Origin of the sequence: Paraburkholderia sp. EG286A (genome assembly GCF_040965375.1) — a bacterium.
Taxonomy (GTDB): domain Bacteria; phylum Pseudomonadota; class Gammaproteobacteria; order Burkholderiales; family Burkholderiaceae; genus Paraburkholderia.
The window spans coordinates 95,900-116,756 of the sequence record NZ_JBFRCB010000006.1; the positions used below are offsets into that span (position 1 = coordinate 95,900).

The 20,857-nt window shown below is 62.5% G+C and carries 16 protein-coding genes and 1 pseudogene; 3 read left to right on the forward strand and 14 right to left on the reverse strand.

Annotation, left to right across the window (positions count from 1 at the left end; genetic code table 11):
* Positions 1-56 precede the first annotated feature (56 nt).
* The 4 genes from AB4Y35_RS27380 to AB4Y35_RS27395 all read right to left on the reverse strand — a co-directional run bounded on the left by AB4Y35_RS27380 (position 57) and on the right by AB4Y35_RS27395 (position 3,111).
* The gene (locus tag AB4Y35_RS27380) at positions 57-356 is read right to left on the reverse strand and encodes a putative quinol monooxygenase (protein ID WP_368706832.1); all 300 of its coding nucleotides are present in this window, start codon (positions 354-356) and stop codon (positions 57-59) included.
* A 42-nt stretch (positions 357-398) separates the two neighbouring features.
* Positions 399-1,496: an NADH:flavin oxidoreductase/NADH oxidase gene (locus AB4Y35_RS27385; protein WP_368706833.1), complete on the reverse strand. Its 1,098-nt coding sequence runs from the start codon at positions 1,494-1,496 to the stop codon at positions 399-401.
* Positions 1,497-1,677: 181 nt separating this feature from the next.
* Positions 1,678-2,361, reverse strand: a complete 684-nt coding sequence (locus AB4Y35_RS27390) for a type 1 glutamine amidotransferase domain-containing protein (RefSeq protein ID WP_368706834.1) — start codon at positions 2,359-2,361, stop codon at positions 1,678-1,680.
* A 147-nt stretch (positions 2,362-2,508) separates the two neighbouring features.
* The gene (locus tag AB4Y35_RS27395; RefSeq protein WP_368706835.1) at positions 2,509-3,111 is read right to left on the reverse strand and encodes a TetR/AcrR family transcriptional regulator; all 603 of its coding nucleotides are present in this window, start codon (positions 3,109-3,111) and stop codon (positions 2,509-2,511) included.
* A gap of 115 nt (positions 3,112-3,226) precedes the next feature.
* Between AB4Y35_RS27395 and AB4Y35_RS27400 the strand changes: the two genes are divergently transcribed.
* Positions 3,227-3,877, forward strand: coding sequence for an SGNH/GDSL hydrolase family protein (locus AB4Y35_RS27400; protein ID WP_368706836.1), 651 nt, complete (start codon positions 3,227-3,229; stop codon positions 3,875-3,877).
* Between the two features lie 121 nt (positions 3,878-3,998).
* Here the strand turns inward: AB4Y35_RS27400 and cyoD are convergent, their stop codons facing one another.
* From cyoD to AB4Y35_RS27425, 5 genes are all read right to left on the reverse strand, one after another.
* Positions 3,999-4,328: a cytochrome o ubiquinol oxidase subunit IV gene (cyoD, locus tag AB4Y35_RS27405; protein ID WP_069267358.1), complete on the reverse strand. Its 330-nt coding sequence runs from the start codon at positions 4,326-4,328 to the stop codon at positions 3,999-4,001.
* Positions 4,329-4,940 (reverse strand): cytochrome o ubiquinol oxidase subunit III, encoded by a 612-nt coding sequence (gene cyoC, locus AB4Y35_RS27410; protein ID WP_069267357.1) that lies wholly within the window; start codon positions 4,938-4,940, stop codon positions 4,329-4,331.
* On the reverse strand, positions 4,940-6,973 hold the full coding sequence (gene cyoB, locus AB4Y35_RS27415; protein WP_368706837.1) for a cytochrome o ubiquinol oxidase subunit I: 2,034 nt from the start codon (positions 6,971-6,973) through the stop codon (positions 4,940-4,942). The genes cyoC and cyoB overlap by 1 nt, the downstream gene beginning before the upstream one ends.
* Before the next feature lie 7 nt (positions 6,974-6,980).
* Positions 6,981-7,868 carry a ubiquinol oxidase subunit II gene (gene cyoA / locus AB4Y35_RS27420; protein ID WP_069267482.1) on the reverse strand — a complete coding sequence of 296 codons (888 nt, stop codon included), beginning with the start codon at positions 7,866-7,868 and terminating at the stop codon, positions 6,981-6,983.
* 339 nt (positions 7,869-8,207) lie between these two features.
* Positions 8,208-9,752 (reverse strand): NADH-quinone oxidoreductase subunit M, encoded by a 1,545-nt coding sequence (locus AB4Y35_RS27425; protein WP_368691225.1) that lies wholly within the window; start codon positions 9,750-9,752, stop codon positions 8,208-8,210.
* A 749-nt stretch (positions 9,753-10,501) separates the two neighbouring features.
* Between AB4Y35_RS27425 and AB4Y35_RS27430 the strand changes: the two genes are divergently transcribed.
* Both AB4Y35_RS27430 and AB4Y35_RS27435 read left to right on the forward strand, forming a co-directional pair.
* Complete coding sequence (locus AB4Y35_RS27430) at positions 10,502-10,981, forward strand: hypothetical protein (protein ID WP_368706838.1); 480 nt, start codon at positions 10,502-10,504, stop codon at positions 10,979-10,981.
* A 41-nt stretch (positions 10,982-11,022) separates the two neighbouring features.
* A pseudogene (locus AB4Y35_RS27435) lies at positions 11,023-11,703 on the forward strand (MFS transporter); the annotation flags it as partial.
* A gap of 83 nt (positions 11,704-11,786) precedes the next feature.
* Here the strand turns inward: AB4Y35_RS27435 and AB4Y35_RS27440 are convergent.
* The 5 genes from AB4Y35_RS27440 to AB4Y35_RS27460 all read right to left on the reverse strand — a co-directional run bounded on the left by AB4Y35_RS27440 (position 11,787) and on the right by AB4Y35_RS27460 (position 20,364).
* Positions 11,787-13,202: a sugar efflux transporter gene (locus tag AB4Y35_RS27440; RefSeq protein ID WP_368706839.1), complete on the reverse strand. Its 1,416-nt coding sequence runs from the start codon at positions 13,200-13,202 to the stop codon at positions 11,787-11,789.
* Positions 13,203-13,608: 406 nt separating this feature from the next.
* Positions 13,609-15,066 carry a hypothetical protein gene (locus AB4Y35_RS27445; protein WP_368706840.1) on the reverse strand — a complete coding sequence of 486 codons (1,458 nt, stop codon included), beginning with the start codon at positions 15,064-15,066 and terminating at the stop codon, positions 13,609-13,611.
* Between the two features lie 10 nt (positions 15,067-15,076).
* A complete protein-coding gene (locus AB4Y35_RS27450) occupies positions 15,077-15,364 on the reverse strand; it encodes a PAAR domain-containing protein (protein WP_368696719.1) in 288 nt (95 codons plus the stop codon).
* Position 15,365: 1 nt separating this feature from the next.
* On the reverse strand, positions 15,366-16,784 hold the full coding sequence (locus AB4Y35_RS27455; RefSeq protein WP_368706841.1) for a hypothetical protein: 1,419 nt from the start codon (positions 16,782-16,784) through the stop codon (positions 15,366-15,368).
* A complete protein-coding gene (locus tag AB4Y35_RS27460; RefSeq protein ID WP_368706842.1) occupies positions 16,774-20,364 on the reverse strand; it encodes a type VI secretion system Vgr family protein in 3,591 nt (1,196 codons plus the stop codon). Before AB4Y35_RS27460 ends, AB4Y35_RS27455 begins: the two co-directional genes overlap by 11 nt.
* Between the last annotated feature and the right edge of the window lie 493 nt (positions 20,365-20,857).

A 20,857-nucleotide genomic window follows, 5' to 3' on the forward strand; every position in this document is an offset into this window, starting at 1 on the left:
AGCGATGTCCGGCGCGTCAATGGATCGCCGCAACGATTGCGGCACATAGTGCGGCTTCAGTCCGCGACGTCCACGCCCTTCAGCAGCTTCACTTCGGGCGGCTCCGTCACCCACGCACCGATCTTCGCGCGGTACGCCACGAAGTGCGCGCTTTCGCGATGCGCCTGCACCGCGGCTTCATCGACATAGGTTTCGTAAAGGTAAAAGCCCGGTGCGCCATCGGCGCGGCGCAGCAGGTCGTAGCGCAAGTTGCCCGGCTCCTTGCGCGTGTGCGAGACCATCTCGCGCATCAGCGCCTCCACGTCGGCGACATGCTCGGGCTTGGGCGTAATGCTCGCGAATAGATAGACGGTCATCGGAATTCCCTCATCGTCAACGGTTGTACCGGTCGGCAAATTTCAGCCGACCTTGTAGCGCTCGAGCCAGTGCGCGTACGGCGCAGGCAAGGTCCATGCGGCGCGTTCGACGCCCAGCTCCTGAGCCGCGAAATACGGCCAGTGCGGATTCGCGAGATGCGCGCGTCCGACCATCACGATGTCGAGCTGCTCCTTCGCCACCGAGCGCTCGGCCAGTTCCGGCGTGCCGATACCCCATGCCGACGACACCGGCAGACCGCTTGCGCGACGCACCTTTGGTGCGATCGGCGCGAGGAACGCGGGCGCCCACGGAATCTGTGCGGCGGGCGTCGAGAAACCGACGCTCACGCCCAGCATGTCGAGGCCTTCGCGCTTGAAGCCCTTGGCCAGTTCGATCGATTCGGCGAGCGTTTCCTCGTCGCGGCCATCGTACTCGATCACGCCAAAGCGCGCCGTCAGCGGCAGATGCTCCGGCCAGACCTTGCGTACCGCGGCCAGCGTTTCCAGCAGGAAACGGCTGCGGTTTTCGAGGCTGCCGCCATAGATATCGTCGCGCTGGTTCGAATGCGTCGAGAAAAAACTCTGGCCAAGATAGCCGTGCGCAAAGTGCAGTTCGAGCCATTCGAAGCCGGCTTCGAGCGCGCGCTTCGCCGCGGCCACGAAGTCCTCGCGCACGCGTGCGATGTCGTCGAGCGTCATCGCCTTCGGCACCTTCGGCAGATGCGCGCCGAACGCCGTTGCCGAGGGCGCGATGGTCTGCCAGCCGCGCGCGTCGCCTTCGGCGATGTGGTCGTCGCCTTCCCACGGGCGGTTCGCGCTCGCCTTGCGGCCCGCGTGCGCAATCTGGATGCCGGGCACCGCGCCCGCTGCCTTGATCGCCGCGACGGTGGGCTTGAACGCCTCCATCTGCGCGTCGTTCCACAGGCCCGTGCAGCCCGGCGTGATGCGGCCTTCGGGCGAAACCGCCGTCGCCTCGACGATCACGAGGCCCGCGCCGCCGCGCGCGATCTGCGCGTAGTGGACGTGATGCCAGTCGTTGATCACGCCATCGACGGCCATGTACTGGCACATCGGCGGCACGGCGATGCGGTTGCGCAAGGACACGCCCTTGAGCTTGAACGGTTCGAACAATGCGGACATCTACAGCTCCTTTCTTGGCACAGGTCGCGCCTCGCGCGGCATCTGCGCCGGTTGGCAAAAACGGGATTTCCTTGCGGCGACGCGCAGCCGGAGACGCACTGCGAGCGCGCCTCGCAGCGTTGCCGAAAGGAAGTCGAGGGAAGCGAACGCGCCCGCCAAAGACGCGCGCGTTCGCGCAACATCAAGCGCGGCGCAGCGCCGCGAGCAGGGCTTCGGCAACCGGCTCCGACGAAGCCGGATTCTGGCCCGTGATGAGCAGACCATCGATTGCGACGTGCGGCTGCCAGTCGGCGGCCTTCGAGTACTGGCCGCCGTTGGCCTTCAGCATGTCCTCGACGAGGAACGGCACGACGTCGGTCAACTGCACGGCGGCTTCTTCGTCATTCGAAAATCCGGTGACCGACTTGCCGGCCACGAGCGGCTGGCCGTCCGCCCCCTTCACGTGACGCAGCACGCCCGGCGCATGGCAGACGGCAGCGACAGGCTTGCCCGCGGCGATCGTCGTTTCGATCAGCGCGATCGAAACCGGATCTTCGGCCAGGTCCCAGAGCGGGCCGTGGCCGCCCGGGTAGAACACGGCGTCGAACGCGCTCGCGTCGATCTCGGCGAGGCGTTTCGTATTGGCAAGCGCCGTTTGCGCCGCGGTATCGGATGCGAAACGCCGCGTCGCATCGGTCTGCGCGGAGGGATCGCTGCTCTTCGGATCGAGCGGCGGCTGGCCGCCCTTGGGCGACGCGAGCGTGAGCTCGGCGCCCGCGTCGCGCAGCGCGTAGTAAGGCGCGGCGAATTCTTCGAGCCAGAAGCCCGTCTTCTTGCCCGTGTTGCCGAGGTCCTCGTGCGAGGTCAAAACGATCAGTACCTTCATCGGCGTTCCTTTTTGGGTTGGGTTCGGGCGCTCGCGCGCCCTTTGGAAACCGGGCTTTTCACGCACTATTAGACCGGTCGTCTAGTATTTCCGCACAATGCGCGACAATCGCGCGCACTTCACGCGCTGCCGCAGCTTCGCGTTCGATTAGTTGCCCGGAGGCAGGTTCAACAGGATGCGCGTGGTCGCCATGGCCGCGTCGAGCGGCTTGCGGTCGCGGTGGATCTTCTCGAGCAGCGTCGCGCCGAGCCACAGTTCGTATAGCGTCACCGCCATGGTCGCGGCGTCGTTCGCGCCCGCGAGCGAGCCATCCGCGCGCCCTGCCTCGAGACACGCGGCAATCCGCGAGATCGTCGCATCGGTGCCAAGACGCAGCGCCTCGCGCATCGCCTCGGAAAGGTCGCTCACCTCCGCGCCCAGCTTCACCGCGAGACATTTGCCTACGGGATCGTCGGCGCACTGGATCAGGCGCCAGTCGTCCCAGTAGCGCATCAGCTTCTCGGCCGCCGTACCCGGCGCACGCACCAGCAGATCGTCGAGACGCTCCGCATACTCGTCGAAATACGACGTGAGCAAGGCTTCGCCGAACGCTTCCTTCGAGCCGAAATAGTGATAGAACGACCCTTTAGGCACACCGGCGGCCGCGAGGATCTCATTGAGACCGACTGCGGAAAAGCCCTTGCCCAGCAGAATGGGCATGGCGGTATCGAGGATGTGTTGCCGCACTTCGACGGCTGCCGCTGCATTCATGAGGTGACATGGTACAGAGCGATTAGACCAGTCGTCTAGTAATCTCCCATGATCAGTAATGGCATTGCATCGCACCCCGCAACCAGGTAACCAGCCAACCAGCAAGAGGCAACCCATGACGTCACGCACCCTGCTCTGTTACGGCGATTCCAATACGCACGGCACGAAGCCGCTGACCGTGCCCGGTGTGTCCGAGCGATTCGGCCCCGCCGACCGCTGGCCCGGCGTGCTGCGCGAGGCGCTCGGGCCGGGCTGGGCGATCATCGAGGAAGGCCTGCCCGCGCGCACCACGGTTCACGACGATCCCATCGAAGGGCGGCACAAGAACGGGCAAGCCTATCTGCGCCCGTGCCTCGAAAGCCAGTTGCCGGTCGACGTGGTCGCGTTGATGCTCGGCACCAACGACCTCAAGACCCGCTTTTCCGTCACGCCCACCGACATCGCGAACTCGGTCGATGTGCTGCTCGAAACGCTCGTCGCGTGCCGCGCGGGTCCGGGCGGCTCGACGCCGCACGTGCTGCTCATGTCGCCGGCGCCGATCGAAGAGATTGGCTTTCTCGGCGACATCTTCACGGGCGGCGCCACGAAATCGCGCCTGCTTGCGCCGCTCTACGAGCGCGTGGCCGTGAAGTACGGCTCGGCGTTTCTCGACGCCGGCGAGTTCGCCACCGTCAGCCCCACCGATGGCATTCACTACGAAGCCTCGCAACACCACCGGCTCGGCAAGGCCGTCGCGGAAGTCGTGCGTCAGCGCTTCGGCGCATAAACGAATCCGCGAGCGAAAGAGCCGCAAAAAGAAAAACGCCGCCGGGCCCGAAGGCCTGGCGGCGTTTCCATTTGCGCTTCACCCGAAGCGAGCGAAGCGCAAGTCCAGCAACGATGCGCGCTTAACGCGACATCATGTTCATGCTGACGTTGTGCATGACCCACAGCGTGCCGACGACCACGATCAGGACCGTCAACACCGTGAAGCCAAATGCCGTCACGTTCCAGCGCTGGCCCGACGACGTGTTCATGTGCAGGAAGAACACGAGGTGAACCAGGATCTGCACGACTGCCAGCACGGCGAGGCCGAGCAGCGCGGTTTCGCGCGAAAAGCCGCCATGCAGCACGAGCCAGAACGAAGCGGCCGTGAGCACCACCGCCAGGACGAAACCAACCAGGTAGCTGCCTACGCTGCCGTGGCTTTCTTCTTCATGGATAGGATGAGCACTCATTTAGATCACGCTCGCAAGATAAACAAAGGAGAACACGCAGATCCAGACGATGTCCAGAAAGTGCCAGAAAAGGCTCAGGCAGGTCAGGCGGCGAATTTCACGCTCGCCCAGAACCGGCGCCTTCAAGGCCTGAACCATCAGGACGACCATCCAGATCATGCCCATCGTCACGTGGATGCCGTGGGTGGCAACCAGCGTGAAGAACGACGAGAGGAACGCGCTGCGCTGCGGGCCGTTGCCCTCGGCGATCATGTTCGCGAATTCATGCAATTCGAAATACAGGAACGTTGCGCCGAGCAGGAACGTGATCGCCAGCCAGACGAACACTTGACCCTTGCGCTGCTTGTGCGCGCCGATCATCGCGAAGCCGTACGTAATGGACGACAGCAGCAGCACTGCCGTTTCCATGGCCACGCCCTGAATGTCGAACAGGTCCTTGCCCGTCGGGCCGCCTGCGAACTGGTTCTGCATGACGGCGAACACTGCGAACAGCGAGCCGAACAGAATACAGTCCGTCATCAGGTACAGCCAGAAGCCGAACACCGAGTGTGACGGCGGGTGATCGTGGTGATCGTGCTCCGCGTGTGCGGCCGCACTAGTATGCGTCGACATCAGTTGGCCTCCAGTGCTGCTTCAACCTTGCCATTGCGTTGCTTGTCGGCGAACGCCTTGACCAGTGCGCGCTCGCGCGCTTCTTCGTCTGCCCGAACCTTGGCGGCCGGGATGTAATAGCCTTCGTTCTTCTGGAAGCTGTAGCCGATAGCCGTCGCGAGAATACCGACGAAGCCAGCGATCATGAGCCACCAGATGTGCCAGATGCCAGCGAAGCCGAGCACCAGGCTGAAGAGACCGATGAACAGACCCGCGCTCGTGTTCGAGGGCATGTGGATGTCGGTGTACTTCGTGTTCGCGACGTCCACGGTTTCGCGGCCGGTTTCCTTCAGGTGCTGGAACTCGTCGAGTTCGCTCACGTGCGGAATGATCGCAAAGTTATACGACGGCGGCGGCGACGAGATCGCCCACTCCAGCGTACGGCCACCCCACGGATCGCCCGTCAGGTCGCGGTTTTCCGGCAGGTTGCGGTCGCGGATCGAGACGTACAGCTGCAGCAGCTGATGTGCGATACCGATTGCCACGAGCACGGCGCCAACCCACGCGATGATCATCCACGGATGCCATGCCGGATTGTCGTAGTGGTTCAGACGGCGGGTTGCGCCCATGAAGCCCAGCACGTACAGCGGCGTGAAGGCGACATAGAAGCCCGAGAGCCAGAACCAGAACGCGCGCTTGCCGAGCTTTTCGTTGAGCTTGAAGCCGAACGCCTTCGGGAACCAGTAGTTCATGCCGGCGAGATAGCCGAACACCACACCGCCGATGATCACGTTGTGGAAGTGCGCGATCAGGAACAGCGAGTTGTGGAGCACGAAGTCCGCACCCGGGATCGCCATCATCACGCCGGTCATGCCGCCGATGGTGAAGGTGACCATGAAGCCGATCGTCCACAGCACCGCCGAGTTGAACTCGAGGCGGCCGCGGTAGATCGTGAACAGCCAGTTGAAGATCTTCACGCCCGTCGGGATCGAAATGATCATCGTGGCGATACCGAAGAACGCGTTCACATCGGCGCCCGAACCCATCGTGAAGAAGTGGTGCAGCCACACGACGAACGCCAGAACCATGATCGCGCAGGTCGCGTAGACCATTGCCTTGTAGCCGAACAGCGGCTTCTTGGCATACGTCGCGACAACTTCCGAGAAAATACCGAACGCCGGCAGGATCAGGATGTACACCTCGGGGTGACCCCAGGCCCAGATCAGGTTCAGGTACAGCATGGCGTTGCCGCCGCCGTCATTCGTGAAGAAGTGCGTGCCGATGTAGCGGTCGAGGCCGAGCAGCGCGAGCGTGACGGTCAGGATCGGGAACGCGGCCATGATCAGCACGTTCGTGCACAGCGCCGTCCACGTGAACACCGGCATCTTCATCATCGTCATGCCGGGGGCACGCATCTTGATGATAGTGACGAAGAAGTTCACGCCGGTCAGCAGCGTGCCGACGCCGGAGATCTGCAGCGCCCACAGGTAGTAATCCACCCCTACCCCTGGACTGTACGCAAGCTCCGAAAGCGGCGGATACGCGAGCCAACCCGTCATTGCGAACTCACCCACGACGAGCGAGATCATCAGCAGGATGGCGCCGACTGCGGTCATCCAGAACGACAGCGAGTTCAGGAACGGGAACGCGACGTCGCGTGCGCCGATCTGCAGCGGCACGATGATGTTCATCAGGCCAACCATGAAAGCCATGGCCATGAAGAAGATCATGATCACGCCGTGAGCCGTGAAGATCTGGTCGTAGTGGTGCGGCGGGAGGTAGCCCGGCGCGTTGTACGCGAGCGCGAGCTGGGTACGCATCATGATCGCGTCGGCGAAGCCGCGCAGCAGCATGATGAGGGCGAGCACGATGTACATCACGCCAAGACGCTTGTGGTCGACGCTCGTCAGCCACTCCGTCCACAGATATTTCCACTTACCGAGGTAAGTGATGCCACCGAGCACGAATGCGCCGATGACGGCCATACCGATCATCGTGCCGAGAATAATCGGCTCGTGATACGGAATGGCGTCCAGTGTAAGTTTTCCGAACATGCCTGGTTTACCCCTTGGTCACGCACGACGGGTCACTGAAATTCGTGACGTGGCCGTTGTTGTACTTCGCGATGATGTTGTTGAAGAGCTTCGGGTCGACCGTCGAGAAGTACTCAACCGGAGCCTTCTCGCTCGGCTGTGCGACCGTCGCGTACTGATCCATCGAAAGCTGCGTCTGCGACGCCTTCACCTTCTGGACCCACGCGTCGAAGTCTTGCTGGCTGGTGGCGAGGGTGCGGAACTTCATGTCCGAGAAGCCCTTGCCGCTGAAGTTCGCCGAGAGGCCGGCGTAGTCGCCAGCGTGGTCGGCGATCAGGTGCAGACGCGTCTGCATGCCAGCCATCGCATAAACCTGGGTGCCAAGCTGCGGGATGAAGAACGAGTTCATCACCGAATCCGACGTGATGCTGAAGTTCACCGGCGTACCAACGGGCACGGCCAGCTGGTTCACCGTCGCGATACCGAGATCCGGGTAGATGAACAGCCACTTCCAGTCGAGCGCGACAACTTCGACGTTGATCGGCTTGACGTTCGATTCGAGCGGCTTGTAGGGGTCGAGCTCGTGCGTGGTTTTCCACGTGAGCACGGCGAGGAACAGAATGATCAGCGTCGGAATGGTCCAGACGACGACTTCGATCGCCGTCGAGTGCGACCACTTCGGGTCGTACGTGGCGCTACGGTTCGACGCGCGGTAGCGGTACGCAAACCACAGCGTCAGGACGATCACGGGGATCACAACAATCAGCATGGCCCATGTGGAGGTCGCAATCAGCTGCTTTTCCGCCACGCCCACACTTCCCTTGGGGTCAAGGAGCTCCATGTTGCATCCGGAAAGACACAAGGCCAATCCGGCGCTGATGGGAAGCAGTAACCTTTGAAAGGTCGTTCTTTTCATCACGTTTGCCTGAAATTCATTCATTGAATAGTTCCGGACGCGTCCCCTGACATCCGACAAAGGAAGCGCGCCCGCATCATACAGCCGCTTTGATATTTCGCAATCAATGAATGTGGAAAATGACCTTTGTCAAAAGAAGATTGAGACACTTTGTCGCATGTGTTCGCGAGGTTTGTCGCGCCTCGGAAACACACGCACTTCGCGCCCTGCTCTGCCCTTGACAGCGGCCCGCCGCGGCTACTTCTCGAATCTCAAAATTCGAAAACCCTTGGACGCAACAACGCGCCGCAGCGCCCGGAGGCGATGCGGCGCGTTGGTTGCGCCGTCAATCTTCAGTGATCACGTCGGCGAGTGCTGAGCACGAACGTCCGTGCCAGCGCGCACTGCATCAGCAGGCGCTGCCTCGTCGACAGGTTGCTTGTTGCGACCGGCCTGGGTGACGAGGTTCGCCGCCGAGAGTTCGATCGCGTCGGTCATCGGCTTCGGGTAGAGGCCGATTGCCAGCACGAACGCTGCGAGCGAAGCGAAGATCAGCGTTTCGCGGCGGCCGATGTCGGCCAGCTTCGCAACGCCCTTGTTCGCCACAGCGCCAAAGATCACGCGCTTGTACATCCACAGGGTGTACGCGGCGCTCAGAATGACGGTCGTCGCGGCGATCGCGCCGACCCAGAAGTTCACGCGGATCGCGCCCATGATGACCATGAACTCGCCCACGAAGCCCGACGTGCCCGGCAGGCCGAGGTTGGCCATGCAGAACAGCATCATGAAGGTGGCGTAGCGCGGCATCACGTTGACGACGCCGCCGTAAGCCGAGATCGTGCGCGTTTTGGTACGGTCGAACAGCACGCCGATCGAGAGCAGCATCGCGCCCGAAACGAAACCGTACGAGATCATTTGCACGATCGCGCCTTCGGTGCCGATCTGGTTGAAGAGGAAGAGGCCCAGCGTGACGAGGCCCATGTGAGCGACCGTCGAGTACGCGAGCAGCTTGGTCATGTCGGTCTGCGCGAGCGCGAGCAGGCTCGAGTAGACCACGGCCACGAGCGAGAGCGTGATGATCGCCGGCGCGAAGAAGTGCGCGGCGTCAGGCGTGATCGGCAGCGTGAAGCGCAGGAAGCCATAGCCGCCCAGCTTGAGCATGGCCAGCATCACGGTCGCGCCAGTCGGCGCTTCGAGGTGGACGTCGGGCAGCCACGTATGGAACGGCCACATCGGGACCTTCACCGCAAAGGCCGCGAAGAAGCCGATGAACACCAGGATCTGCGGGATGAAGCCGAGCGTGAGGTTGTGCCACACCGACATATCGAAGGTGTGCGACTGGCTGTAGAGGTACAGCATCGACACCAGCATCAAGAGCGAGCCGGCGAGCGAGAAGAAGAAGAACTTGACCGCGGCGTAGGTGCGGCGGGCATTGCCCCACGTGCCGATCAGCAGGTACAGCGGGATCAGCGTGGCTTCGAAGAACACGAAGAACAGCATGCCGTCGGTCGCGGCGAAGGTGCCGACCATCAAGCCCGAGAGAATCAGGAACGCGCCGAAGTACTGGGCGACGCGCACCGTGATCGATTCCCACGAGGCGATCACGATCACGAGCGTCGTGAACGCGGTGAGCACCACGAGCCACATCGAAATGCCATCGATCCCGAGTCGCCACGCCACGCCGAACTCAGGCAGCCAGTCGCGGAATTCGACGAACTGCATGCCGGCCGCATGGTTGTCGAAGCCGGAGATGAGCGGGAGGGTCAGCAGCAGACCGACGACGGCGCCAACCAGCGACAGCCAACGGGCACGCTGCGGATGACGATCCGACCCGAGGCGCAGCACGGCCACGCCGAACAGGATGGGAATCCAGATCGCCAGACTCAGGAATGGAACGGATTGCATTTCAACAGGACCTCAAAAATGCGGAGCAAATAGCTTCCACGGCGCACGTTCAGGTGCGCAAGCAACTTGAAAGATTGACGCGGGGTGAAAATCGAACCAGGCTGGCTGTAATGTATTTGTCAGCGACGAGGCGAAATGCAACACACGTTCAAGGGTTAACGAGGGTAAACGGAATACGGAAGTTTTGCAGCGCAACAACACGGGCCGGATCGAAGATTGACACAAGTCATTGTTTTTATTCAAAAACGTACTAAGAGAAAAAACAACAAACGGGCTGTTACAGCCCATTTTTGATCGCGAAAGCAACGCTTTCGACCTCCGGGGCGCCATGACGCGCGGCAGGCTGTCACGCTGCGCGGCCGAAATAATACCTTACTTGTTTCTTTCGGTTCAATGACTTATGCATCCGGGTATGGCCCCCGGCGGCCTCCAAGACGCGTGCCAGGCCCGCCCCGCGCGCCCTTGCGCGGTGCAAAAAAAAGCCCCGGCCTTCATGGGGCCGGGGCCAACTCTCACGTTGCGCCAGAACACTGGAACACGCATGGCCGGCACTTTAGCGACTTGTGTCCCCCTAATTAAGGGCGCTGGCTGGAACAGTCCCTTCCCGGTTATGCGAGGCCGCCTTTCCGCAGCCGCTCCTCTTTTCACAAATGAGAATCATTTGCATTTAGACGAAATTTGTCCCAGAATGGAGCCCATGCCGGACGACCCGGCGCTACCCGAATGATTTGTGCGGGACCGGAGGCTCCATGAACTACACCGCCCCTTTCGCGAGAAATGACACGCTGATCGACGATACCTTCGTCCATCACCCCGACACCGCCGAGCAGACCGTCCTGCGCGCCGTGCGCACCTGGCTGCGCCCGCATTGCGACGCCTACGCCAAGGCCGAAAGCTGGCGCGGCGTGCTCGCCGACGCGGGGCTCGGCGCCGAAGGCTTCGGCTATTTCGATCTGCTGATGGGCACCCTGTGCCGCGCCTCGTGCCGCCCGCTCGATACGCGCTGCCGCTGCGCCTCCGAACTCGCGAAGGACGAAGGATCGCTGCTGCAGGTGATCGCGCTGCTGCAGTCCACGCGCAGCGAGGCCGCCGTGCAACTCCTCAACGACTGGCTGCCGATGCCGAGCGTGAGCGGCATGCTCAAGACCGCGCGCTGGTTCGCCATCGCGCTGCTCGACGCGGGCGTGCGGTTGAGCGACCGCTCGCGCCGCGTCACCTACATGCACTGATACACGCACTGACACAGGCGCTGACTGGTCCGCACGGCATGAACTACGGCGCGCTGCTGCGCGGCGTCTACACGCGGCGCACGGTGCTCGCCACGGTCATCGGCGTGGCGTCTTCGTTCGCGTACAACGCGGTCGCGTTCGGCCTGCCCGTGATCATCTCGAGCTTTCTCGCGCAGTCCATGCTCACGACGATCCTTGCCTCGCTCGTGCTCAATCTCGGCTTCGCGTTCGTGGGCGGCCTGATCGCCGTGCGTATCGTGCCGCGCTTCGGCGCGTGGAAGCTCACCGTATGGGGCTATGCGATCCAGTTCGTGGCGCTCGTCGGTCTCGCGGTCGTCGGCAAGCCGTCGACGGCGCCCGAAGTCGTCAGCGCTGTCGCCCTGCTCGCCGCGTTCCTGTTCGGCCAGGGCGTCGGCCCGGGTTCGCACAGCATGACGTTCGCCTCGCTCGGCTACCCGACCTCGCTGCGCGGCGTGGGCGTCGGTTTCAACCAGACGCTCATGCGCGCCAGCTCCACCGTCTCGCTGTTCCTGTTTCCGGTGCTCGCCGCCGCGCTCGGCACGCGCGTGTTCTGGATCATCGCGGTCGCGCCGCTCGTGGGGCTCACCGCGCTGCTCTCGATTCGCTGGGAGCCTTCGGGCTATGACGTCGATGCGGAAGACTTCGACGCCGCCACGCCGGCGCAAGTGCTCGCCGGGCGGGACGCCGAAACGGTGCAGTAAATGTCGATGAAGGGCGGTGCGTTTGCAGCTGCGCCCTTTGCTTCGAATGAAGTTGCCTGGTCATCCGGAGTCACGCCCGTGCATCAACCCCGCTTGCCTGAACGCTCACGCAGATAACGCCGCACGGCACGCGCCATCTTCGGATACTGCTCGCCGGGCACGGCGAACAACACGAGCGCACACAGCGCGAGCGCGCCGCAGAAAAGAAACGTGCCGCGATAGCCGAACCCCTGCACGAGCATGCCGGAAAGCACGCCCGACAGTATCGAGCCGAGCCGCGACGCGTTGAAGAACAGCGCCGTTGCCCGCCCCGGCGAAGACGGCATCAGATCCTGCACGAAGGTCATGCCGAGACACGACGTAACGGCCACCACGAAGGCATTGAGGATCTGCATCGGGATCAACGCGTGCACGCCCGGCGCCAGCGACATCGCGACGAAGTAGACGGCATGCACCACGGCGCAGGCGGCCAGCCACCATGACTTGTCCAGCACCGAGGCGCGCGCGCCGAGCGCGAGCATCATCGGGATCTCCATGAGCGCGCCGAGGCCGAGCATGATCGACACGTCGATGCGCGTGCCCTGCAGGCCATGCACGATGTAGAGCGGCAGCACGATCATCGTCGCGTTGGCGGCCAGGCCGATGAGTGTGAGCGCAACGATCGCGCGCATGATGTCTTTCTGCGAACCCTCCGCGGCGGGCACCGGCGCACGCGCGGCCCTCGTCTTCGCTTTTGCCGTTGCCTTAGCCGCCGGCAGCGTCGCGGGGTCGCGTGGCGCACCCGGCTGCACTTCGGCTTGCGTGAGCGGCTGGCCCTCGTACCGGGCCGCGCTTTCCGCATCGATCTCCTGCGCGACTTCGCCGGCGGTGGGACGCGCCATCAGATGTTGCGTGGCGTGTTCGTCGTGGTGCGGCTCGCGCATGCGCCAGACGATCGTGCCGCAAGCCGCGAAGCTCGCCGCCGCAAACAGGAAGAGCCCGTAGAAGTTCGTGGCGGCCAGCACGAGCGCGCCGACCGCGGGCCCGAACACCCACGCGGCGGAGAGGATCGTGCGCAGCGTCGCGCTCGCGAAGGTTCGCTCGGCGTCGTCGCGCGCGGGCAGCGCCGCGCGGCTGAACGAGAACACGAGCGAGAGCGCGCAACCGCCCGCGCCGATGAACGCAACGCCTACGAGCAGCAGCAGCCGGTAGTCGCGCACGACGCACAGGCAGAGATAGCCGAGCGTGGCGGCGCACAGCGAGACGAGCAACAGGGTGCGGTGCTTGCCGGTGGCGTCGCTCCAGCGGCCCGCTGCCGTGCTTGCGATCACGCCGCTCGTGGCGATGGCGGTCATGAACACGCCGAGCCGGAACGGCGTCATGCCGGCGCGCTCGACGCCGAACAGCGAGAGGTAAGGCGCGGTGAAGGACATCGCCACGCCGAGCATCAGGGTGGCGCCGGCGAGTGGCAGGAAACCAGGAATACGCAGAAGACCGGCAAAGCGCGAGTTTTTGAGCACGGCGCGGCGGGTAGTGGCGAGAAGAGAGTTGCCCGTGCACGCGCGGTCACGCGACGGCCATATCGACGGCGATTATCGGGCCGAACTCCCACACTGTGCAAGGTTGAACCGGCCGCGATCAACATCTGGGTGCGCTATCCACAACTTTGGTGGACAGCCTTGTGCGTAACCCTGGGACGACTGCACCAAGTGCTTGATGCGAATCGGATTGTGCGCAGCGTTGCCGTTTGTTGCAGCGGCGGCGTTTTGGGGGGAAAGGCGCGGAGGGTTTTCCACAGATTTTGTTGAGAGCCCTGTGAGCAACTCCTGGACATCCGCGTCAAGTCCTTGTCGTACAAAGGTTTTCCGGCGGCGCATGGGGAATGGCTTGTTTTCTCGCGTGCCCGCAAACAACGTTGCCCCTTTTTCAGAACCCGATAGCGCCCGCCACATATTCCCCGGTCGATCTCGCCATCGATGCGACGAGCCGGGGATGGCGGACGACGAAAACCGCAATCAGCAGGAAAACGGCCCCGCAGGTGACAACCGTCTCGAAGGTGCCCCACAGCTTGTTCGGAGAGACCAGCATCGCAAACGTCCAGAGTGAAATGATCATGCCGAGAGCGGGGCCGAACACCGGGCAGTAGTCGTACTCCTCTTGCCACGGCACGTTCACCGGAGCGGGTTCCTTTGCGACCAGATTGAGTGCAACGCCCTGCTCATGAGGCAGTGCGATGAGTTGCGGCCCCTGCCCGAAGTGCGCCATCTTCGCGGCGAGCGCCTGGAGCAGCCACCGCGCCACGGGTGCCTGCGGTCCGACCGCCTGCTCCAGCGCGTGTTCTTCGAGTGTCTGACCGCTTTCGCGTACCGCGCCCATCGTCCCGTGCTGGGCAATGCCCTTGAGGCGGCTATGCCAGAAGTGATGAATGCGCTCGCGTGGCACCTGCCCCGCGTCGAGCAGCAGGGAGAGCGACCTGTCCACCTGGTCGGCGTCGCTGGTCATCTGGCGGAACAGCCACGCTTGCTGTCTCAGATCCTTCTTCTCCCGGATGAGCGCGGGCGAACCCAGCAAGAGCGCCACCGCCGCCTCTGAATGGGCCGGCGCAGCGTCCGGCCCCTCCTTGTTCAGATGCCACGCGAGCAGCAGACGGTATTTCGGCGTGCGGTCAACGTTGCATGAGGCATAGGGGTAGGCAGGCTGCACATAGTCCTTGAACCAGTGATCCGCAAACCCGACGTCCATGCTGTTGTCCAGCGACCTGACGCGGGGCACCCCAGGCAGTTCCATCTGCTTCCAGACCTGCTGGACGTCAAGCGAGAGTTCCGGCTGGTCGCACTGCATCACGATTTCGAAGGAGTCGCTGCGCATCGCCGTCACGAGACGTGGCAACAGCGGCGCCAAAAGTTGCGTGAGGACACTGTGAAGGCGCGGTGTGCCTTCCTCGCCAGCGCCGAGATCCAGCGCCTTGACCTTGCCCGGATTCTCCGGTGGCTTTCCCTCGAGCCCCAGCATGCGCACGGCGAGGTCCGGTTCCGGAGCGAGTACCACGCTATCGAGCACGGCGACACCCGAGCGGACCTGCCGCTGCCAGTTGTCTATCTGGTGCCAGCGTTTTGTGTTGTGGTCTGCTGCCTGCATTGCCGGCCCGTCATACAGGACCATGTGCAGCATGAAACAGATTGCCATCGAAAGCGTCAACGGAACCGCAAACGCCCCGTGAAAAAGCTTTTCCGACCAAATGGGCACGCCTTTCGGCCAGTCCGCCAACACGATGACCAGGGCGGCGCCATGAACGATGATGAACAGGCAGATATAGAGCCATACGGGCGGCGGCTTCACAGCAGGCCATTCTTCCGGCATGCGCTGATCCCAGCGAAAACTCATCCGGCCTCCGTCACGCTTCAACAACCCAACCGCTTCGCGATGCACGCAGCAGGGGTTTCGGATTGCAGGCACATGCGCAATAGTCGTTCTCCAGCGCGGGCACCTTGCCGTAGAACTCCTGCTCGAAGCGCGCGCCGTTGCGCTCGATCCTGCCGGTGGTGCCGCACGCGGGGCAGCGTACCGCTGCGCCGAGGTAGGCCATCCTGCGTCCGTTGTAGCCGGTGCCATCGATGCCATCGATCACCGTCCCGCCTGTGGTCGTATGGTCGCCTTCATAGATGTGGGCGCGTCCGCTCATGTCAGGCTCCCACCCATTCCCAATCGGTCCTGCCCGTGCCTTCGTCGCCCTTGGGCATGCGCTCGCCCCGGCGTCGCGTCACGATGCTGGCGATGTCGTACCGGGTGGGAGCCCTCCCGTACAGGTCATCTGACTGGATGCGTCTGACCCAGCGCCCGCTGCGTGGACACTCAGCGCCAGGCTCGCAGAACTGCACGGTGTCCGCGATCATGTCGAATGACCATGGCTTGACGGGCGTTGGCGCGATCGCTTCCCACACCCACTGCACCGGCCCGCCGATGTTGACATCAGGCAGCTCCAGCATCGGCATCGTCACGCGCCCGGTGGTCGCCACCTCCCCGGCCTTGAACGGCTTGAGCAACAGGCCGCGATGGCCGTTGCCAGTACGCACGGCACGGTACAGGCCGTCCTCGGCGAAGGTCTGCCCCGGCTTGACCGGCTGCCACGACATCTCTGCCTTGTGCATCGCTTCCCACTGCTCGCGCTCCTGGGGTGTCGAGGGGTAGTCGCGGTCGAACGTGATGCGGGTGGGGTTCTTGTAGTCCGAATGGAAATCGACATAGAGCAGACTGGACCGGATTCCGACGGCTTCCATACGCATGAATGCACCCGCATATAAATCGTAGGTGCCGGCAGAGAATTTATCGACTTTGTTCGTCTTGACCTTCAACACCACGACACTATGCGGCGCAAGATTGACCTCACCATCGGGAAACTGTGCGGGATCGACCAAAGTCTGCCCAGCCAGGCCAAGGCCGAACTTTGCTGACATGCCACTCTTCGTGTCACTTACACCCAGGCTATCCTTACCCATTCCGGTGTCCCACCTATCCGGCGTCTTGAACTTGATCGGATACTCGCCGCTATTGCTAAACCTGACGGACACCAGAAACCCATCCTCTTCGCGGTCAATTGAAACCAGCGAAAGGTCTAGCTTCACCAACTTCCGACCATCCTGAACCCCAGCGTTCGTGAGCGAGTCAACCAGTTGAACTATCTGGGTTACCACAGGACGACTGAAATCCGTGATGTAGCTACTCCGCATCTCCCCGCAGCATCTCGCACCATAGAGATCGGGAAGCGTTACGTCACTATTCGGGTCCTTGGGAGTACACAGCAACTTCGCAAGCTGCGTGGCGGCTTCCAGATTCTGGTTTGAGAGTTTTAACTGATATATGCCAACGCCACTGATATTCCGGTTTCCATCAGAATCACCAATCTGGACCGTCATGACATCTCCAGAAACCGACACTTCATTGTTTCCATATCTATTGATGCTGCCAACGGCGCCGTTTGTCGTATAGGCAAATTGCATGGCTTGATCCTCCATATTTACAGCTTCGGCATGTGCATAGCTCCCAATCAGGGACAAGTAGATGGCTACATATCTCAACCGGTTGATCCATGGATTACGAGCCATAGCCAACCCTCCACAACTTGTTCGTTGCGAGCGAAAACTGCCTCCGCACATACTCCAGGTAATATGGCTTGACAGCCGCCGTAACGCGGCCATTTTCTAATGCCGCATTGGCACCATCGCCCATGACATTCGCGCCAACGTAGGTTGCGTCGGTCTGCGAATGCCCTTGCCAAACCATTGCACCCGCTTTCGCATCCACCAGCGAAAAATCGATCTGCTCCTTATCGTCTATATAGGCTTCGTGAAGCCAGCCGCCTTGATCGTAATATTCATCGGGAAAGTTGAAATAGTGCCCGCATTCATGTGCCTCGACATTTGCATCCGGGTAGTCAAAGATTTTCGAGTCTTCTTTATATTTATGCTTCTCTCCCCATGCCCCCGTATCCGCCCGTAGCACGAACGGAAACAGGTTCAACGATACGTGCGGGTTGAATCCGTCAATCGGCGCACCCTTGATAGAAACGCGCAGATCGACCTTAAAACTGACGCTTACCCGGCAACCGCACGCCGCGCCCCTGGAACAGCCGTCCAGGATCAGCTTGTAACCGCCCTGATTTAGCACCGCCTCGATACGGCTGACTAACGCCCTGACGTCAAATTTAGGACCGACCGCATCGCGGTAGTCCATCTTTACACCCTGCAACACCATTCCGGGCGCCATCTGTGAATGGGTGGAAAACTCGTATGGAACCGTTGCTTCGTCAGCAGAGACCGACGTATCACGTACGCCTTTTCGATCGACGGGAAACAGGTCCATCGGAACCAGCATCACGCGAACCGTGCAGGTGATCGCCTTGTCTTTCTCGCTGTATGCAAATTCAAAATTCGAATTCCTCGAACCACCGCCCCGATACCACACTGTGCCGTCCGTACTTTTCCAGGGTGTCCGGTTATTCAACCTACCCCAATACGACCTCGCTTCAACATGCTGCGTTACGTCAGCCTTCAGGTCCGAGATTTTCCAGTCGCATGGAACTGCGCTCACCAACTTGATGGGATCAGGCGCAACAAACGATCGCTGCTGATCATCAGCGCTGTTCAAGGTGACCTTTGCCTTACGCACTCCTGAGTCCACATTCGACGGCTTGCCATCGAAGGGCGAGAAGTCGTTTAGCCGGGACTCAGGCGCAGGCGCCACCGCTCCCGTATTCGCCAGTGCCTCCCATTGCGCCGGGAGTGGCGCAGGTGCCGGCGGTGGCACCACGAACTTCGGATTGGTCCGCCACACCTCGCAGTCAGTCGTGTACGGCACGAACTTCGGCGCGAAAGCCGTGCCACCCAGGTCCATCTGCGCGGGACCGGTGCCCTTCACGCTGGTTGTCCGGAACAGCACCCCGCCGCGCGAGCCGATCTCGACGCCTTCGCCGCTCAGCTTCACGTAGGTGCCGTTCACGTTCAGGATGATCTCCTTCGCCGCCTTCACGTGAACCGCGCCGTTGACTGACTCGATCGTCATGCCTTCCTGCGAGGCGAGCTGCATCCGGCCACGCTGGGCCTGCGCCACGAAGTCGCCCGTCGCCGTGATGAGGCTCAGGCCCTTCTGCGTGAACAACGACAGCAAGTCACCTGCCGCCACCGTGAACCGCCTGAGCGTGCTGAAATGAATCCCCTTCTTCGCCGTGCCGACGATCGAGCCATCGGCGGCGAGCTGCACGCCATCGCCCGACGCCACGGCGACCGGACCAGGCCCTGTCAACAGCACACCGGGTTTCTTCAGTTCATGCAGACCTGCGTTGATGCCCTTCTGTGCGTCGAGGTCAGCGGGCGTGGCCTTCGACGCTTCCGCGGACTGCGCGAGCGTGCCGGCGAATGCCTGGTGGTCCTTGAACAGCGCGTTGGTCTCATCCATGGCGAGCACCTTGCCGCCACCGCCTGGCTGGTTGTACGCCGTCACCATCACGCCAGCGCCACCACGATTGACCAGATGCGCGCCCGTGCGAAGCTCCGCCCCGGTGCCCCGCTCGTTCAGGTCGCGGTCGGGAATGAAGCCCAGGTGAAGCTGCGAGCGGCCCGAATGCTCCGTACTCAACTCGATGCCCTGCTGCTGCTCCCAGTCGTCGAACCACAGCTTGTTGCCCGAGCGCGTGCGTATCTCGCTGCGCGACATGCGGCGGCGTGAGCTGTTGATGAGGTCCGGGTTTTGGGCATTCGGAATGAAGGCCACGGCGACCGGCTTGTTGGGATTGCCTTCAAAAAATCCCGCGATACCGAAGTCGCCATCCACCGGCGGCAGGTTCATGCCCGAGTGGTCGCGGCTCGCGAAGGGCCTGGCCATGCGCAGCGGGATACTTTCGCCGCCCTTCGGCCAGTTGCCGAAGTCACAGTGAAAGCGCACGACAATGCGCCCTTCCGCGTCCAGGTAGGGGTACGTGTAGTGATTCGGTGACGTCACCGTGAACCCCAGCGTATGCACGCGCGGCCACTTCGATTCGTCTATCGGCAGCCGGTAGGGCCGGCTGGCAGGAATCGCCTGGAAGGTGTTGCGGTAATTCTCGTTGCGCGCCCCTCGATGCACGACCTTCGAGACGAACAGGCCCTCCTTCGCATCAAGCGTGCCGTCCGCGGTTCCGGCCAGGGTATCGGGCTGCACGATGCAGCCCGGCCGGATCGAGGGCATCGTGGACTTCCCCCTGCAGGTGACCTGCTGCGCACGCGCCGCCTCGTGCCGCAGCGTCGCCTCGCGCTTCGCCCCTGCCTCGTCGCCGTGATGCGTGCCCCACACCACGGGCGTGCCCATGGTCGTGTCGTCATGCTGCTCCGTGCCGAACTCGTCGCGCGCGCGTCCCTCCTCGCGGAAGATCATCGCGTGGTTGTCGGCGTCATAGTCCGCGACGATGAACGACGCGGGAATGGTGCGAGTACGCACCTTCAGCGAATAGATCGACTCCTCGAACGTATGCAGCCCCGATGGAGGGCGGTCCTTCAGCGAGAGGGCCGGGCGCGTGTAACCGTCGATGTCGTCGGCAATGACCACCACCTCGCCGTGCCGGTCCTCCTCGGTAAACGTGAACAGCCCGGCCTGCTCCATCTCCAGCCGGCAATACGCCCAGTCGCCCATGTTGTACTGGAAGCGGAACGGGTGTTCGGAATGCCGCCGGCGCAGACGCTGCACCACGCGAATCCAGGGGCGCACGGCATTGCGCTCGATGACTTCCTGGATGATGTCGGCGGACGTCTTGCCCTGGTATGTCGCGCAGTTGCTGGGGCCGTCGAGTACCGCAAGATGCTGGAGGATGTCGACACGATACGTACAGCCATCACGCGAGTTCGACACCGACTCGAAACGCGAGACGAATCCCGCGAACTTCCGGACCACCGCCCCCTCGTCAACCTGGAACCTGAACCTGGCCAGCTGGCCCAGGATATCCCGGCGCGCCACCGGCCCGGCAGTCGAGACCAACGCCCTGATCCGGTACGGCTGGCAGCTCTCCTCGCGAACGTCCCACTCGACCACCGACAACCCGGGCGCGCGCCGCTCGTTGCGCTCATCGCGCTCGTACCTGCGAGCCTTGAGGATGATGTCCAGATGCGCAGACTGGCGTCCCGTGACCAGTCTCACCGGTTTGTCCGATTCCGCCATGGGGATTCCCTGTTCTGTAGTCCTGACCAGATGGCGCACCGTCGGCACACACCGCCGGAGCACCATCGCGCATGAGCCGCGGTGGCTTATGCGAGTCGCGAGCTAAGTTTCACGCAGACAGGCGAAACCGGCACTCGGACGCGTCTGAAAAAATCACAGGGGATGACTGATGTGATGCTTCGGTGCCCGCGTGCCCGATCGCCGAGGCGCCCTGGCTCAATCAAGGAGCCACGACCGGTATAGCGAAGGCCTGGTGCATCGCGGGCGAGAGTTACCCACAGATTTTGTTGAGAGCCCTGTTAGCAACTTCTGGACATCCGCATCAAGTCCTTGAATGGAAACGGGAAGCTCGCAAACGACATGAAAAATGCATGTTTTTTGCGCAGCAAAGTTGTCCACAGTTTTTGGTGACAAACCTGTTGATAACCGCCTGGCGAGCGCGCCAACTCCTTGATCGGATAGAGAGTTCGTCGCTTGTGTCGCGGATGCATCA

Bases quoted from the DNA above. Each gene is read 5' to 3' on its own strand.
- cyoB (WP_368706837.1), bottom strand. From the start codon at position 6,973: ATGTTCGGAAAACTTACACTGGACGCCATTCCGTATCACGAGCCGATT.
- AB4Y35_RS27390 (WP_368706834.1), bottom strand. From the start codon at position 2,361: ATGAAGGTACTGATCGTTTTGACCTCGCACGAGGACCTCGGCAACACG.
- AB4Y35_RS27385 (WP_368706833.1), bottom strand. From the start codon at position 1,496: ATGTCCGCATTGTTCGAACCGTTCAAGCTCAAGGGCGTGTCCTTGCGC.
- AB4Y35_RS27395 (WP_368706835.1), bottom strand. From the start codon at position 3,111: ATGAATGCAGCGGCAGCCGTCGAAGTGCGGCAACACATCCTCGATACC.
- AB4Y35_RS27450 (WP_368696719.1), bottom strand. From the start codon at position 15,364: ATGAGCGGACGCGCCCACATCTATGAAGGCGACCATACGACCACAGGC.
- AB4Y35_RS27445 (WP_368706840.1), bottom strand. From the start codon at position 15,066: ATGAGTTTTCGCTGGGATCAGCGCATGCCGGAAGAATGGCCTGCTGTG.
- AB4Y35_RS27460 (WP_368706842.1), bottom strand. From the start codon at position 20,364: ATGGCGGAATCGGACAAACCGGTGAGACTGGTCACGGGACGCCAGTCT.
- AB4Y35_RS27400 (WP_368706836.1), top strand. From the start codon at position 3,227: ATGACGTCACGCACCCTGCTCTGTTACGGCGATTCCAATACGCACGGC.
- AB4Y35_RS27455 (WP_368706841.1), bottom strand. From the start codon at position 16,784: ATGGCTCGTAATCCATGGATCAACCGGTTGAGATATGTAGCCATCTAC.
- AB4Y35_RS27380 (WP_368706832.1), bottom strand. From the start codon at position 356: ATGACCGTCTATCTATTCGCGAGCATTACGCCCAAGCCCGAGCATGTC.
- cyoD (WP_069267358.1), bottom strand. From the start codon at position 4,328: ATGAGTGCTCATCCTATCCATGAAGAAGAAAGCCACGGCAGCGTAGGC.
- AB4Y35_RS27425 (WP_368691225.1), bottom strand. From the start codon at position 9,752: ATGCAATCCGTTCCATTCCTGAGTCTGGCGATCTGGATTCCCATCCTG.
- cyoA (WP_069267482.1), bottom strand. From the start codon at position 7,868: ATGAAAAGAACGACCTTTCAAAGGTTACTGCTTCCCATCAGCGCCGGA.
- AB4Y35_RS27430 (WP_368706838.1), top strand. From the start codon at position 10,502: ATGAACTACACCGCCCCTTTCGCGAGAAATGACACGCTGATCGACGAT.
- cyoC (WP_069267357.1), bottom strand. From the start codon at position 4,940: ATGTCGACGCATACTAGTGCGGCCGCACACGCGGAGCACGATCACCAC.